Source organism: Mycobacterium sp. DL (genome assembly GCF_039729195.1).
GTDB classification, from domain to species: Bacteria; Actinomycetota; Actinomycetes; order Mycobacteriales; family Mycobacteriaceae; genus Mycobacterium; species Mycobacterium hippocampi_A.
On the sequence record NZ_CP155796.1, the window covers coordinates 4738708 to 4752596 of the forward strand.

17 protein-coding genes and 1 pseudogene are annotated in these 13889 nt (G+C 66.7%); 10 read left to right on the forward strand and 8 right to left on the reverse strand.

Annotation, left to right across the window (positions count from 1 at the left end; genetic code table 11):
* Window positions 1–66 precede the first annotated feature (66 nt).
* A complete protein-coding gene (locus ABDC78_RS22625; protein ID WP_347133198.1) occupies window positions 67–1254 on the forward strand; it encodes an ROK family protein in 1188 nt (395 codons plus the stop codon).
* A 42-nt stretch (window positions 1255–1296) separates the two neighbouring features.
* Complete coding sequence (gene idi, locus ABDC78_RS22630) at window positions 1297–1842, forward strand: isopentenyl-diphosphate Delta-isomerase (protein ID WP_178360578.1); 546 nt, start codon at window positions 1297–1299, stop codon at window positions 1840–1842.
* Here the strand turns inward: idi and ABDC78_RS22635 are convergent.
* The 7 genes from ABDC78_RS22635 to ABDC78_RS22665 all read right to left on the reverse strand — a co-directional run bounded on the left by ABDC78_RS22635 (window position 1769) and on the right by ABDC78_RS22665 (window position 7359).
* The gene (locus ABDC78_RS22635; protein WP_178360579.1) at window positions 1769–2872 is read right to left on the reverse strand and encodes a Rieske (2Fe-2S) protein; all 1104 of its coding nucleotides are present in this window, start codon (window positions 2870–2872) and stop codon (window positions 1769–1771) included. The two genes, idi and ABDC78_RS22635, sit on opposite strands and share 74 nt — an antisense overlap.
* Window positions 2869–3579, reverse strand: coding sequence for a class I SAM-dependent methyltransferase (locus tag ABDC78_RS22640; RefSeq protein WP_178360580.1), 711 nt, complete (start codon window positions 3577–3579; stop codon window positions 2869–2871). Before ABDC78_RS22640 ends, ABDC78_RS22635 begins: the two co-directional genes overlap by 4 nt.
* A gap of 5 nt (window positions 3580–3584) precedes the next feature.
* Complete coding sequence (locus ABDC78_RS22645; protein WP_178360581.1) at window positions 3585–4529, reverse strand: phytoene/squalene synthase family protein; 945 nt, start codon at window positions 4527–4529, stop codon at window positions 3585–3587.
* Complete coding sequence (locus ABDC78_RS22650) at window positions 4526–4675, reverse strand: hypothetical protein (protein ID WP_178360582.1); 150 nt, start codon at window positions 4673–4675, stop codon at window positions 4526–4528. The genes ABDC78_RS22645 and ABDC78_RS22650 overlap by 4 nt, the downstream gene beginning before the upstream one ends.
* 110 nt (window positions 4676–4785) lie before the next feature.
* Entirely contained in the window at window positions 4786–5661 is an 876-nt protein-coding gene (locus tag ABDC78_RS22655; protein WP_178360583.1) for an LLM class flavin-dependent oxidoreductase, read from the reverse strand.
* 64 nt (window positions 5662–5725) lie between these two features.
* The gene (locus tag ABDC78_RS22660) at window positions 5726–6457 is read right to left on the reverse strand and encodes a DUF4873 domain-containing protein (RefSeq protein WP_178360584.1); all 732 of its coding nucleotides are present in this window, start codon (window positions 6455–6457) and stop codon (window positions 5726–5728) included.
* Entirely contained in the window at window positions 6454–7359 is a 906-nt protein-coding gene (locus ABDC78_RS22665) for a diiron oxygenase (RefSeq protein WP_347133199.1), read from the reverse strand. The genes ABDC78_RS22660 and ABDC78_RS22665 overlap by 4 nt, the downstream gene beginning before the upstream one ends.
* A 300-nt stretch (window positions 7360–7659) precedes the next feature.
* Between ABDC78_RS22665 and ABDC78_RS22670 the strand changes: the two genes are divergently transcribed.
* The 8 genes and pseudogenes from ABDC78_RS22670 to ABDC78_RS22705 all read left to right on the forward strand — a co-directional run bounded on the left by ABDC78_RS22670 (window position 7660) and on the right by ABDC78_RS22705 (window position 12158).
* Window positions 7660–8580 (forward strand): DUF4394 domain-containing protein, encoded by a 921-nt coding sequence (locus tag ABDC78_RS22670; RefSeq protein ID WP_178360586.1) that lies wholly within the window; start codon window positions 7660–7662, stop codon window positions 8578–8580.
* Between the two features lie 58 nt (window positions 8581–8638).
* Window positions 8639–9022, forward strand: a complete 384-nt coding sequence (locus ABDC78_RS22675) for a phage holin family protein (protein ID WP_178360587.1) — start codon at window positions 8639–8641, stop codon at window positions 9020–9022.
* A 5-nt stretch (window positions 9023–9027) separates the two neighbouring features.
* Window positions 9028–9222 (forward strand): annotated as a pseudogene (locus ABDC78_RS22680) (DNA-formamidopyrimidine glycosylase family protein); the annotation flags it as partial.
* A 204-nt stretch (window positions 9223–9426) separates the two neighbouring features.
* A complete protein-coding gene (locus tag ABDC78_RS22685) occupies window positions 9427–9900 on the forward strand; it encodes a zinc finger domain-containing protein (RefSeq protein ID WP_347133531.1) in 474 nt (157 codons plus the stop codon).
* 90 nt (window positions 9901–9990) lie between these two features.
* The gene (locus tag ABDC78_RS22690) at window positions 9991–10428 is read left to right on the forward strand and encodes a cyclic nucleotide-binding domain-containing protein (protein WP_178360589.1); all 438 of its coding nucleotides are present in this window, start codon (window positions 9991–9993) and stop codon (window positions 10426–10428) included.
* 66 nt (window positions 10429–10494) lie between these two features.
* On the forward strand, window positions 10495–11244 hold the full coding sequence (locus ABDC78_RS22695) for an SDR family oxidoreductase (RefSeq protein WP_178360590.1): 750 nt from the start codon (window positions 10495–10497) through the stop codon (window positions 11242–11244).
* Between the two features lie 100 nt (window positions 11245–11344).
* Window positions 11345–11638 carry a helix-turn-helix transcriptional regulator gene (locus tag ABDC78_RS22700; protein WP_178360591.1) on the forward strand — a complete coding sequence of 98 codons (294 nt, stop codon included), beginning with the start codon at window positions 11345–11347 and terminating at the stop codon, window positions 11636–11638.
* The gene (locus ABDC78_RS22705) at window positions 11631–12158 is read left to right on the forward strand and encodes a hypothetical protein (RefSeq protein ID WP_178360592.1); all 528 of its coding nucleotides are present in this window, start codon (window positions 11631–11633) and stop codon (window positions 12156–12158) included. The genes ABDC78_RS22700 and ABDC78_RS22705 overlap by 8 nt, the downstream gene beginning before the upstream one ends.
* 2 nt (window positions 12159–12160) lie before the next feature.
* Here the strand turns inward: ABDC78_RS22705 and pgi are convergent, their stop codons facing one another.
* Entirely contained in the window at window positions 12161–13840 is a 1680-nt protein-coding gene (gene pgi, locus ABDC78_RS22710; RefSeq protein ID WP_178360593.1) for a glucose-6-phosphate isomerase, read from the reverse strand.
* Window positions 13841–13889 lie beyond the last annotated feature (49 nt).

Below are 13889 nucleotides of genomic sequence, written 5' to 3' on the forward strand. Positions count from 1 at the left end.
AATTCGGTACTTCTCAATCTGACTTCCGCACTTGAAATACAAAAGTCTGGTGGTTACCGTGGGCCCGTGCCACTGTTCAGGATCTCTCCAGCAACGACTGTGGGAGATGTGTATGCCTTGATCAGGGAAAAGCGCGAAGTGACACGATCCGAGATCGGAAAGCTCACAGGTTTGTCCCGGACCGCGGTGACCGCCAGGGTGAGGGAACTCACCGCGCGCAACATGGTGATCGAGCACGAACACGCGCTGTCGACGGGCGGGCGGCCCGCCACGCTGCTGAGCTTCAACGCCGCGGCGGGAGTGGTGCTGACCGCTGCCGTCGGTGGCAGCCGCACTCGCCTGGCGGTGTGCGACCTGGCCGGCGACGTGCTGGCGAACGCCGACATCGACCAGGAGCCGGGCCTGGGCCCCAACGACCTGATGCCCGATGTGGTCAAACGCCTCGACCTGATGCTGACCGAATCGGGTTGCCGTGATGCGCGGATCTTCGGCGTCGGCCTCAGCCTGCCCGGCACCGTGGATCAGCAGCGCGGCAGCAGCGTTGATACACCGATCCTGAGCGGCTGGGACGGCGCACCGCTGATCCCGTACTTCAGTGAGCTCACCGACGCCCCGGTGATACTCGGCAACGACGCCAACGTGATCGCTCTCGCCGAATGGCGCGTCGGGGCCGGGCGCACGTTCGGCGACGTCCTGGTCATCAAGGCATCAACCGGTCTCGGAGCGGGCATCATCTCCGGCGGGGCGCTGCAGCGCGGCGCGATTCGTGCGGCAGGCGAATTCGGCCACAACAAAACCGCCGCGGCCGACGGCCGAGCATGCCGCTGTGGCGACATCGGTTGTCTCGAGGCGGTCGCCGGCGGATGGGCGTTGGTGCGCGCGCTGCGGCAGGAGGGCAGGCCGGTACAGAATCTCCGCGACGTCGTCGAGTTGGCGCACGGGGGAGACGCGCTGGCGCGCCGGCTGCTGCGGGACAGTGGTCGGCACGTCGGCGAGGTGCTCGCCGCTGCCGTCAACCTGCTCAACCCCGCCGCCCTGGTGGTGGCGGGCGACGTCGCGGCCGCCTACGACATCTTCGTAGCCGGATTGCGAGAGACGTTGTACGGCAACGCGACCGCACTGGCGACCCGTACGCTGCAGGTCGTTCCGGCGGCGCTCGGCGACCGGGCCGGGGTCATCGGCAGCGCCATGATGGTGCTCGACCAGGTTCTCGGCACCGAGGCGATCGACGGGATGGTCGCAGCGTCGCGGTGACACACCGAACGAGACAGGGACCGAAGGGAAAGAGAGAGACGTGTGAGTCACGAGGAACGGGTGGTGCTGCTCGACGATGCCGGCAACGCCGTGGGCACCGCCGCGAAGGCGGAGGTTCATCATGCCGACACCCCTCTGCATCTCGGGTTCTCCTGCTACCTCTTCGACGGAACCGGGCGCGTGCTGCTCACCCGTCGCGCCCTGGGAAAGCAGACGTGGCCGGGGGTGTGGACGAATTCATTCTGCGGCCATCCCGGTCCCGACGAACCTGTCGAGGAGGCGGTGCGCCGTCGCGGTCGGCAGGAACTCGGAACCACCCTGGCGGAGGTGGTGTGTGTGCTCCCCGAATTCCGTTACCGCGCAGAGGCTGCCGACGGCACCGTGGAGAACGAGGTGTGTCCGGTCTTCTGCGCGTTGGTGGCCGGCGATGTCAACGCCGAACCCGACGAGGTGATGGACCTGGCCTGGGTGGGCTGGGATCAGGTGCGCACCGCGGCGACGCTGGACTGGGCGATCAGTCCGTGGGCCCGCGACCAGGTGCCGTTGCTGGATGCCGCGGCTCTTCCGTCGTGGGCGGGGTCGGCGTGAGCAGATCCGTCGCGCCGTCGGCTTCTTCCCGACGCACGGTGTGCAATCGCTCGGCGTAGCGTAAGTCGTCCCGCCACAACCGATCTGCGGCGCGGCGCATGAGTGGTGCGATCAACGGCGCGGCCGGAAGGGCACGGGCGAAACCGGGACGCTCGGAGTATGCGATGACCGCCTCGATCACCGTGCTGCGAGGAAGCCCGTCCCGGCCGTATCCATTGGGCGTGGCATGGGTTTCGACCACACTGCCGGTGCCTTCACCCTCGAGGATGCGCATGACGAGGGTGCGCTTCTCAGGGCTGGTGAACTCGGCGATCACCGGGATGCCGAGCCGGCCGATGCGGAATGTGACGGCCACCAGGAACCGGTCCAACTCCTCAGGCACGTCGTCGTGCGCCGGTGGGGCGCTGAGCACCTCGAGCTTTGTGAACGAGTACGGGTGAAACCACGAGCCGTGCCAGGGGTCCATCCGGTTGGCGATGATGTCGGTGGCTTCGCAGACCCCGCTGAGCTGGGTGACCGCCGCGATCTGAGGCCCGACTGGTCGGACCGGGACGATCGGCTCGGGAGTGGGCGTTTCGCCACCGATACGGTCGAGGCGGACCCAGACCAGGACCCCGTCGTCGTGAGCGGGCAGCGGCGCCCATCCGGATCGCGCCGAGTCGCCCGTCAACCGAAGGCCGTGCCACGGACAGATCAGCGCATCACGATCGACGGTGCCGGTGCACAGATCGGCGCCCAGATGGGGGCATCGTGCCGGTCCGATCCGCACCTGACCGTCGGCGCCGCGCCAGCAGACCAGCTGGGCCCCTGCCACTTCGGCGCGGTACGGCGCGGCCGTGATCGCCGAACTGGCGGCGATCGTGAACCAGTTGCCGCTCGGCCGCTTCTGGGAACGCGCAAGGGCCGCGCCGATCACGGCGGGTGACGCTTGCCCGTGGGTCGGGGTCTGCCGGGCCCACGGGATGCGTGGCAGGATCTCGAACGGCCACGCCTTGGCGGCCGTCGCGGCCAGCCGGTCGAAGACACTCACTGCGGTGCCCTGGCGAGGAAGGTGTGCACGATGTTTCGCTGCCAGCCGGGGACGGTCATACTGCGGACCTCGGTGAACCCGCTGTGCTGCAGGCGGTTCCGGAACCGTGTCACACCGTCGAAGTCGTTGACGCTGCGGCGCAGATAGCGGTAGAGCTCGGCGTCGCCGGTGCGCAGCCGCCCTGCGGGGATGATGATCGCCCAACTCACCGCGTTCCATATGGCGGTGGCCACCCGGGAATCGCGCACCGAATACTCGTGGGCGGCGAACACCGCCCCCGGAGACATCAACGAGCGCAGCGATTTCAGCACGGTGTCCGGATCGCTGAGATTGCGGACCAGATAGGCGGCGAGGACACCGTCGAACGGTCCGGTCACGCCCGCGTCCGCGAGGTCTTCGGCGCGGCTGTGGACGAAGGTGACCGACGCCGGCCAGTCCTTGGCCCGGGCGCAGGCCAGCATGCCGGCGGAGCCGTCGACGGCCACGATCTCGGCGTACGGCGCCGCGCTCAGTAGTGCCGCGGTGGATGCGCCTGTGCCGCAGCCGATGTCCAGCAGTCGGAGTCCGCGGCCGCCGTCGGGCAACTGCATTCGTTGTGCCGACAGTCGCAAGTGTTGGTGATAACCGGGATTGGCGCCGACGAGACCGTCGTAGGAATCGGCTCCGGCGTCGAACGCCTCGGGAACGTCATAGCGTCGTGTGCTCATACAGCTCATACCTCCTGTCGGCGGGCACGGACCCGCCATGCTCTGGTGAGTCCCGCAGTGGCGACCTGCAGGCGGCGCGTCGTCGAGACGGTCGCCCGACGGACGAACACCGCGAAGTCCGTCTCCTCGATGCAGTCCAGTATCTCCGAGTACAACGTCAGTGCGACGTTGACACACGGCCGCGACCGCGGATGCAGTAACGCGACGCCTCGCTCGGCGTCCCTGTAGATCTTCCGGGTCAGGGCGAGCTGCTCGATCAGCGCCGCGCGGACCCGAGGCTCGGTGACGCGACGCTGCTGGCACCGGGTCAACACCTCACGATCGACGCCGTGGGCCGCCAACTCGTCGGCGGGCAGGTACACCCGACCGCGTGTCAGGTCTTCGTCGATGTCACGAAGGAAGTTGGTGAGCTGGAACGCCTTGCCGAGCGCGGCCGCATACGGTGCCGCCTCCTCCCGCGGGCCGACGGTGCCCAGCACCGGAAGTAGCTGCAGCCCGATCACCTCGGCGGAGCCGTGCATGTACCGATCCAGCGCGGCGCGATCGGGATAGTCGGTGACCGTGAGGTCCATTCGCATGGCGCCGAGGAAATCATCGAACAGCTGCCAGTCCAGGTCGTAGGTCTGGGCGGTGTCCACGACAGCGTCCAGAATCGGGTTGCCGTCACTCGGCTTGCCGTCCACGAGGCGGTCGGACAGCGCGCTCGCCATGTCGTGGAGTTCGTCGGCGCGCTGAACCGCGGAGCGTGAATCGAACCCGTCGAGGATGTCGTCGGCGCTTCGCGCGAAGCCGTAGAGCGCATGCACCGCGGGTCGTTGAGCAGGCGAAAGAAGTCTGGTGGCCAGAAAGAACGTCTTGCCGTGCTGGGCGTTGATGGCGCGGCAACTCCGGTAGGCCTCGCGCAGCGCCCGATCCCGCACCCCGGCGGCGTCCAACTCCGAACCCATCATCGTGGCGACACCGTCCGGGGGCCACGTCGGTCGATCATGTGCTCGATCCAGACCACGCTACCGACCTCGGCGGCCGCGACTTGCCGGTTCGTGATATCCGCGCCCACACCCACGCACCCCGCATCGAGGACGTGCGTATCGGTCATCACCTGATTCCACACGGTCCGGGCAAGGCCGTCCACCGGTACTGGCGAATCCGGCGACACCGTCACCCGAGGCGATCGGTGCCGCGGTGGCCCGTGTGCGACACGGGCCGTCACACCTTGGCGATGACGTTCTCGGCGAACATCTCCAGATTGCGGATCTTGGTATCGAGAGGCTCGGTGTCCTGGCCCGAGATGTACGGGATCCGGAAGCCGACGATGACGTCGGTGACGCCCTTGTCCTCGAGCCGCTTGATGCCGTCGGGTGTGTAGGCGTCGATCGAGATGACGTGGATCTGGAAATCTCGAGCAGGAGCTTTCGTCCTTGCCTCCTCACGAAATCGGTTGAGCTTCGCCAGAAGTGCGTCGAGTTCCTCGGGATCACCACCACCGTGCATCCAGCCGTCGTTGCGGGCGGCCCGTCGCAGCGCGGCGTCGGCGTGCCCGCCGATGAGGATCGGCACCGGTTTGGACGGCGCGGGTGTCATCTTGGTCTTCGGGATGTCGTAGAACTCGCCGTGATACTCGAAGTAGTCACCCGACGTGAGCCCCTTGATGATGTCGATGCACTCGTCCATCCGCTTGCCGCGTTTGGCGTAGGGGACGTTCATCAGCTCGTAGTCCTCCGGCCACGGGCTGGTGCCGACACCGAGTCCCAGCCGGTTGTCGAACATCGCCGCCAGCGAGCCCGCCTGTTTGGCGACCAGGGCCGGCGGGCGGATGGGCAACTTGAGCACGAAGTGGTTGAAGTGCAACGTCGTGGTGACGGCGCACAGTGCGGCGGTGAGCACGAACGACTCGATGAACGCCTTTCCGTCGAGGAACTCGCGATTGCCGTCGGGGGTGTAGGGGTACTTCGAATCCGATTCGAACGGGTAGGCGACGCTGTCCGGGATCGTCATGGCGTGGTAGCCGGCCTCCTCGGCCGCCTTCGCCAGCGGAATGTAGAACGTCGGATCGGTCATCGCTTCCGCGAACGTGAATCGCACATCGTCTCCTGCTCGTCAGTGACCGCATACTAGAACACGTTCTAGTATGCCGGTGCCGGAGAGGTCAGAGCAGCGGAACGTCGACCTCGATGTCCGCCAGTGCGAACGGCGGCGCGCCCACGCCGACCACCAGGTACGTCGACCACGGGGTGCGCTCGGTCAGCCGGGCCTCGGCGGCGTGGCCGTCCACCGCCACGGTCACCTCCTGCGGCAACCGCACCTTGAATCCCGCATCGAATATCGTTCCCTGCCAGTGGTACCGGCCGTCGATCGGGTCGACCCACCCGGTCAGCCGTGCCTGGGTCTGGTGGGTGCGGTCGCCGATGACAACCGAGGCGGGCCCGTCGTAGACGGCGTCGTCGTCGGCGTCGTCCCCATGCCCGCGGACCTCGAACGCCGACGGGATCCGTCGACCCACCCGGCGCCAGTAGAGTCCGCGGCGATGCACGGGACCCCGTGAGTGTTCGTCATAGAACCGCTGGGTGCTGGCGCGCACCTCGATCCGGGTACTGCCGGTGCGGCCAAGGTGCGCAATACATTTGGCGATATAGCCCTTCTGCGCCGCATTGTCCGGACCGGTGATCAGAAAGTAGTTCGGCACACCGTGCACCGCCACCCCGAGGTAGGGCTCGAGGCCGTCCGCACGGCACGCGAAGGCCGCGGGAAGCGTCCCGTCGGTCGCGATGAGCACCCGCGCGCGGCGCCCGTCGACGGTCCAGGTGTGGGTCGCCTCGTCGAAGGCGGCCTGTTCGGTCTCGCGTCGACCCACGTACGCCACAGTGTCGACGTCGGTCACAGGAAGCGGCTGCGCTTCCACATCCTGCGGGCGATCGGTCCCATCAACCCGACCTCGTCGAGGAACGCCGCCAGTGGGGCGAACCCGAGCACCTGAACTTCGTGGCGGTGCGCGCTGGTGCGTGCTGCACGCCGGGCCTCCCGCGGGTCCAGCCCGGCGCGCCGGTACTGCACGGGATTGCTGAACAGTCGCTGGAAGAACACACCACCCACGCCATTGATGTTGGCGATGAACAACTTCGGGACGCGACGCAGATGGGGTGCACGCTTGCGCAGGCCGTCGCGGGCGAACTGGATGTGGCGCGCCTCCTCGGCGACGTGGATCCGCATCAGCCGCGACACCACCGGCTGGAGCTCGGGATCGTCCATCATCTGACGCTGCAGGGAGTCGAAGATCTCCTCGCCGATCAGCGCGGCCACCCAGAGCATCGAGCCCTGGAAGGCGAACGGCAGCGCGTTGATGATGATCCGCTGATACCGCCTGGGCCGCACCGGCTTGGCGCCCACCCGGTCGATCGCCTTGCCGAACATCACCATGTGCCGGGTCTCGTCACCGAGTTCGGTCAGCTCGTAGTGCGTGGCGCGGGCGGTCGGATCCTGGTGCATGATCTTGCGCAGCAGCGCCTGGTTGAGGATGTTCTCGAACCAGATTCCCGCCGACAGGGTGTTGACCAATTCCTGCCGGGACAGTTCGATCTGCTGCTCGCGGGTCATGCTGTCCCACAACGGGGTGCCGTACAGCGACACGGTCTTGGGCGGCAGGAAAAACTTGTCGGGGTCCAGGGGCGCATTCCAGTCGATGTCCACGACCGGGGCGTAGGACTTCTTCACCGAGCCCTTGAGGAGGCGTTCGGCGAACTGCTCGCGGGTGGTCGGGCCTGCGGCCCTGATCGAAGCTGTCACCGTTGACATCCCTCCGATAGACGAAGTGGCGCGAATGCTAGGCAACCTAACGGCGTTGGTCGGAAGCTGTCAATACCCCGGGTACCGGATACTTTGGGTCACGATTTGCTGACACTCGGCGCTGACCTCGCATTCGACTGGCGTCGGAGGGTTCGTCACCCGGCGACTGATGCCGTTGATGAGCCAATTGTGACTTGTCTGTGAACAGGAGGTCTTCTCGGCCGCACGGGACAGCGGAATGTTCGCATTTTGCTAGGGTCGGTGGTTCAGACCCGGAAAATCGCCAAGCTGAGGGAAACCATGCCGAAGACCGTCCGACTGACCGCACCGCTGCTGGCAGGTGCCCTCGTCGGCGCCGCCTTGCTGGTGGCGCCTCCTGCTGGCGCCTACCCCGACGGCGTCGTCTACGGGGTGCGCGACGGCGCGACGCTGGTGACGTTCTCACCCTCGAACCCCGGTGCCGCGGTCGCCGCGCCCGTGGTCGGGCTGCAACCCGGCGACCGACTGCTCGGCATCGACCTGCGGCCCGTGGACAACACAGTGTGGGGAGTCGGCGCGTCCGGGACGCTGTACACCGTCACCGTGGGCAACGGGGGCACCACGGCGATGGCCGCGCCGGGACCGCGGCTGACGCTCAACACCGACGGCAGCGCGGTGATACCGGTCGGCGCCGCCTTCGGTGTCGATTTCAATCCGGCCGCCGACCTGCTGCGGGTCGTGTCCGACACCGGCCAGGACCTCCGCATCGTCGTGGCCGACCGCCCGTCGACCGCGACAGCGGCTCCCGGCGCGAAGGCGGGCACCACGTTCTACGACGGCGCGTTGAAGTACGCCGCCCCCGGTGATCCTGCCGACGCCATGTCCCCGCCCACCCCGGTGACCGCTCCGGACGTCAACGCCGGGAAGTTGCCGCGGGCCACTGCGGCCGCCTACAGCGACAACGTCGCCGGCACCACGACAACCAAACTGTTCGTCGTCGACACCGCCGCAGGCGTTGTGGTGCTGCAGAACCCGCCGAATGCGGGCATCTTGAACACCATCGGTCCGCTCGGCGTTCCTGCCGACGCCCCGTCGGCTTTCGACATCGACGCCGTCGGCAATGCCTACGGCGCCTTCGGGTCCACGCTCTACCGCATCGACGTCGGCACCGGAGTGGCGACCGTCGTCGGGCCGATCGGCGGCGGCGGGCTGGACGGGATGACGGTGCTGTCGGCCGCCTGACGAGGCGCGCGGTGGCAGATCGGGCGGCTGCGAGGGCAGTTGTGGGAGGATCTGACGCATGGCGCAGTTCCTCATTCGCGCTGGACTGACCGGGCTCGCACTGTGGTTGGTGACGTTGCTCGTGCCTGGCATCGAGTTCGTCGGCGGCGACACCACCCTGGCCAGGGTCGGCATCATCTTCGTCGTCGCGGTGATCTTCGGGGTGGTCAACGCGATCATCAAACCGGTGGTCCAGCTGATCTCCATACCGCTGTACGTCCTCACCCTGGGCCTGATCCACATCGTCATCAACGCCTTCATGCTGTGGATCACCTCGTGGATCACCGAGCACACCACCGGCTGGGGGCTGTTCATCGACGACTTCTGGTGGACGGCGGTCTGGGCGGGCATCGTGTTGTCGATCGTGAGTTGGCTGCTCTCGCTGATAGTGAAGGCAGACTGAGTGTCATGCCCGAACTGCCGGAGGTCGAAGCGCTCGCCGATCATCTGCGCCGGCACGCCGTCGGGTTGAGCGTCGGCCGCGTCGATGTGTCGGCGCTGTCGGTGCTCAAGACGTTCGACCCGCCGGTGTCTGCGCTGACCGGGCAGCAGGTGGTCGACGCGCATCGGTGGGGCAAGTACCTCGGGATTCAGGCGGGCGATCTGTACCTGATCGCCCACCTCTCGCGGGCGGGCTGGTTGCGCTGGTCGGACAAGCTCGCCGCGGCGCCGCTCAAGCCGGGGAAGGGGCCCATCGCGCTGCGGGTGCACTTGAGGGATCCGAGCACTCCGGACCACACGGTGGGTTTCGACCTGACCGAGGCCGGAACCCAGAAGCGGCTGGCGGTGTGGCTGGTGACCGACCCGATGGCGGTTCCGCAGATCGCCGCTCTCGGACCCGACGCGCTGACGCTGAGCCGCGAGGGACTCGACGAAGCGCTGCGCGGGCAGTCAGGACGTGTGAAGACCGTGATCACCGATCAGAAGGTGATCGCGGGCATCGGGAACGCCTACAGCGACGAGATTCTGCACGTCGCGAAGCTGTCCCCGTTCGCGACGGCGAACAAGCTGACCGAAGCGCAACTGAGCGCGCTGCACGACGCGATGATCTCCCTGCTCACCGACGCCGTGACGAGGTCGGTGGGGCAACAGGCGGCAACGCTGAAGGGGGAGAAGCGTTCCGGCCTGCGGGTGCATGCCCGCACCGGGCTGCCGTGTCCCGTCTGCGGCGACACCGTGCGCGAAGTGTCCTTCGCCGACAAGTCGTTTCAATACTGCGCGACGTGTCAGACCGGCGGCAAGGTGCTCGCCGACCGGCGGATGTCGCGGCTGCTGAAGTAGTTCTGCGACCTCTCGCACCGTTCGGAATCGCCGAGGACGATCTCTCGCTAGGCTCCCGATACCCACCTCAGTGTGAAACAGGAGCCCACTATGAGCGTGCATGCCAAGGAACACGAAGAAGCCGCACGACGACTGCGGGAATTCGCCGCCTTCAACAATTTCTCGGATGACGAGTTGAAACTTCTCGTCAAAGCAGCACATCACTTCTCGACGTCCGTGCCGAGGCCGCTGATCTACGAGCAGACGCCCTCGGACGCCTGCTACATCTTGCTCAGTGGCGAGGCAGGTGTGTATGCCGGCCGAGATCGCCTTGCTGTGGTCGGTCCGGGTGAGGTGATCGGCGAATCGGCGCTTCGCCGGGGAAAGCTACGTTCGGCGACCGTGACAACGGTCGGGGCGGCCGAGGTGTTGCGAATCGAACGCGATGATCTCGCCCGCCTGCTCAAATCCATCCCTGCATTACATGAAACCATGGAGGCCACGGTCGCACGGCACGCGTTGGGCGCTGAACAAGCTGATCCGAGTTGACGCCGACTCAGTCGCTCGAGGCCCGGCGATTGGTTGCCACTTGTCTAACTCGGTTATCCTGCCGCAATGACTCGGCAGAAGATCCTGATCACCGGTGCGAGCTCGGGCCTCGGCGCCGGTATGGCCCGCGAGTTCGCCGCCAAGGGCCGTGACCTCGCGCTGTGCGCGCGTCGACTAGACAACCTCGACGAGTTGAGGACCGAGCTCACCACGCGCCACCCGAACGTCGCCGTCGCCGTCGCCGCGCTCGACGTCAACGACCACGAGCAGGTGCCGAAGGTGTTCGGTGAGCTGTCCGACGAACTCGGCGGCATCGACTGCGTCATCGTCAACGCAGGCATCGGCAAGGGGTACCCGCTCGGCGGCGGCAAGCCGTGGGCGAACAAGGCCACCATCGAGACCAATCTTGTTGCGGCCCTTGTCCAGATCGAGACCGCGATGGAGATGTTCAAGGCCGCGAACAAGGGCCATCTGGTCCTGGTGTCGTCGGTGCTCGGCAACGTCGGCGTGCCCGGCCACAAGGCTGCCTATTCGGCGAGCAAGGCCGGCGTCACGTCTCTGGGGCAGTCGCTGCGGGCCGAGTACCCCTCCGGCCCGATCAAGATCACGGTGCTCGAGCCCGGCTACATCGAGTCGGAGATGACGGCCAAATCCAACACGACGATGTTGATGGTCGACAACAAGACCGGCGTCAAGGCGATGGTCGATGCGATCGAGAAGGAGAAGGGGCGCGCGGTTGTGCCGGGGTGGCCCTGGTGGCCCCTGGTCGAGCTGATGAAGGTGCTGCCGCCTCGCTTCACCAATCGCTTCGCCTGACCGGCAGTCAACCTCGCGGCACCCGTCACAGTCCGCGGGGCTGCTGCGTCGTCAACCGAACACCTTGACAGTTCGTTGGGTTTTCCTAACAATCGGTTAGGTGAGTCCGGTACGACGTGGGGACACGTTCCCCATCCACAACCGCATCGGCGTGCTGCGCGCCGAGCGGCGACTGACACGGGCGCAGCTCGCGGAGTTGATCGACGTCAACCCGCAGACCGTCGGTGCACTGGAGCGAGGGGACCACTATCCCAGCCTCGATCTGGCGTTCCGCATCTGTGAAGTCTTCGACCTGCCCGTCGAGGCGGTGTTCTCCCGAGAGCCCTTCACCCCGTTGTCGACCGAGTTCTACCGGAAAGACGGACGACCGCAAGGAGGTACTGCACATGCCTGACGCGACCCTGATCGATCGGTACCAGAACTACCGGACCCGACGCTTCCTCAAAAATGAACGCACGTATGCCAATTCGCTGCCAACGTGGCGAACCCAGCGTCGCCGCCGGGCGCTGGTCACCGGGCTGGCGCTGACGTTCGCCTTCATGTTCGTGGTGAGCCTGATGTGCGCATTCGGCATCCAGTGGGCACCGCTGCTGTGGCTACCGGCGTGCCTGGTCTTCTTCCCGCTGTGGCTGGTCCTTCAGATCGTGTCGGGCCGCCAGGGTGACGCACCGCTGGCCACGCTGGACGAATTCGAGTTGGCGCAGCGCAACAGCGCCAGGTCGATCGGGCTGACCGTGACACAGAACCTGATGATGATCCCGATCGCGTATCTGATCTTCGGCTCGGTGATCACCCGGGGTGCCGACACGGACATGGCCTACGCCGGCGGGCTGATGGCGTTGACCGTGCTGCTGGTCGGTGGCTGCACCCCGGCGATGATCCTCGGCTGGACCCGCCCCGACCCCGAGGCCTGAGATCAGGCGGTGCGGCCGCGCTCGGATCGGTAGCGACGCACCAGGGTGTCGGTGGAGGAATCCGACTGCTCGGCAGGCGCCTCGTCGGCGGTGATCACCGGCAGCAGGGCCTTGGCCTGGGTCTTGCCCAGCTCCACTCCCCACTGGTCGAACGAGTCGATACCCCAGATCACGCCTTCGACGAAAACCTGGTGTTCGTAGAGCGCGATCAACTGACCGACCGCCGACGGGGTCAGCTTGGTCCCCAGGATCGAGGTGGTCGGCCGGCTCCCGGGCATCACCTTGTGCGGCACGACGTCAGCGGCGGTGCCTTCTGCGGCAATCTCCTCGGCGGTCTTACCGAACGCCAGCACCTGGGTCTGGGCGAAGAAGTTGCTCATCAGCAGGTCGTGCATGCTGCCGGTGCCGTCGGCGGTGGGCAGATCGTCGGTGGGCTCGCTGAAACCGATGAAGTCGGCGGGCACCATGCGGGTGCCCTGATGCAGCAGCTGGTAAAAAGCGTGCTGGCCGTTGGTGCCCGGTTCGCCCCAGAAGATCTCGCCGGTGTCGGAGGTGACGGGGCTGCCATCGGAGCGCACCGACTTGCCGTTGGACTCCATCGTCAGCTGCTGCAGGTACGCCGCGAACCGGGACAGGTCGTTCGAATACGGCAGCACCGCACGGGTTCCCGCGCCGAAAAAGTTGTTGTACCAGAGCCCGATCATGCCGAGCAGGACCGGGGCGTTGGCCTCCAGTGGGGCTGTCCGGAAGTGCTCGTCGACGAGGTGGAACCCGGCGAGGAACTCCGCGAACCGCTCCCGGCCGATCGCCGCCATCACCGACAGGCCGATCGCCGAATCCACCGAGTAGCGCCCGCCGACCCAGTCCCAGAAGCCGAACATGTTGTCGGTGTTGATACCGAACTCACCGACCAGCTTGCTGTTGGTCGACACGGCGACAAAATGCTTCGACACCGCCTCGTCGCCGAGCGTGTCGGTCAGCCAACGGCGCGCCGCCGTTGCGTTGGTCAGAGTCTCCAGGGTGGTGAACGTCTTCGAGGCGATGACAAAAAGTGTTGCGGCAGGGTCCAATCCGTCGAGTTTGGCGACGAGGTCGGCCGGGTCGACGTTGGAGACGAACCGTGCCGAGATGCCCGCGTCGGCATAGTGGCGCAGCGCGTCGTACACCATCACCGGCCCCAGATCAGACCCGCCGATGCCGATGTTGACCACCGTGGTGATGCGCTCGCCGGTCGCGCCGCGCCACTCGCCGCTGCGCAACCGGTCGGTGAACTCGCCCATCCGGTCGAGCACGTCGTGCACGTCGGCGGCGATGTCCTGGCCGTCCACCGTCATGTCGACTCCGCGGGGCAGACGCAGCGCGGTGTGCAGTACTGCCCGGTCCTCTGAGGTGTTGATGTGGACGCCGGAGAACATCGCGTCGCGACGCTCGGTGAGCTTGGCCGCCCGCGCAAGATCGAGCAGCAGCGTCAGGGTCTGCCGGGTGACACGGTGCTTGCTGTAGTCGATGTAGAGGTCGCCCACCGTCAGCGCCAGTTCGGTGCCTCGGGTGGGATCCTGGGCGAACAGCTCACGAAGCTGCTGGCCGCCGATCTCGCCGTGATGCTCGGACAGCGCCCGCCAGGCGGGCGTTGCGGTGATGTCGGGGATCGTGGAGGTGTTGGCAGAGGTCTCGGCACCCATGTGAAGAACCCTAGTGCGGCCAGGCGGCCGAGGGAGTAAATGATGGGGG

Excerpts from the sequence above, each read along its gene's own strand:
- ABDC78_RS22640 (WP_178360580.1), bottom strand. The coding sequence starts at position 3,579 with ATGAGCACACGACGCTATGACGTTCCCGAGGCGTTCGACGCCGGAGCC.
- ABDC78_RS22645 (WP_178360581.1), bottom strand. The coding sequence starts at position 4,529 with ATGATGGGTTCGGAGTTGGACGCCGCCGGGGTGCGGGATCGGGCGCTG.
- ABDC78_RS22650 (WP_178360582.1), bottom strand. The coding sequence starts at position 4,675 with ATGACCGATACGCACGTCCTCGATGCGGGGTGCGTGGGTGTGGGCGCG.
- ABDC78_RS22670 (WP_178360586.1), top strand. The coding sequence starts at position 7,660 with ATGCCGAAGACCGTCCGACTGACCGCACCGCTGCTGGCAGGTGCCCTC.
- ABDC78_RS22675 (WP_178360587.1), top strand. The coding sequence starts at position 8,639 with ATGGCGCAGTTCCTCATTCGCGCTGGACTGACCGGGCTCGCACTGTGG.
- ABDC78_RS22685 (WP_347133531.1), top strand. The coding sequence starts at position 9,427 with ATGGCGGTTCCGCAGATCGCCGCTCTCGGACCCGACGCGCTGACGCTG.
- ABDC78_RS22690 (WP_178360589.1), top strand. The coding sequence starts at position 9,991 with ATGAGCGTGCATGCCAAGGAACACGAAGAAGCCGCACGACGACTGCGG.
- ABDC78_RS22695 (WP_178360590.1), top strand. The coding sequence starts at position 10,495 with ATGACTCGGCAGAAGATCCTGATCACCGGTGCGAGCTCGGGCCTCGGC.
- ABDC78_RS22705 (WP_178360592.1), top strand. The coding sequence starts at position 11,631 with ATGCCTGACGCGACCCTGATCGATCGGTACCAGAACTACCGGACCCGA.
- pgi (WP_178360593.1), bottom strand. The coding sequence starts at position 13,840 with ATGGGTGCCGAGACCTCTGCCAACACCTCCACGATCCCCGACATCACC.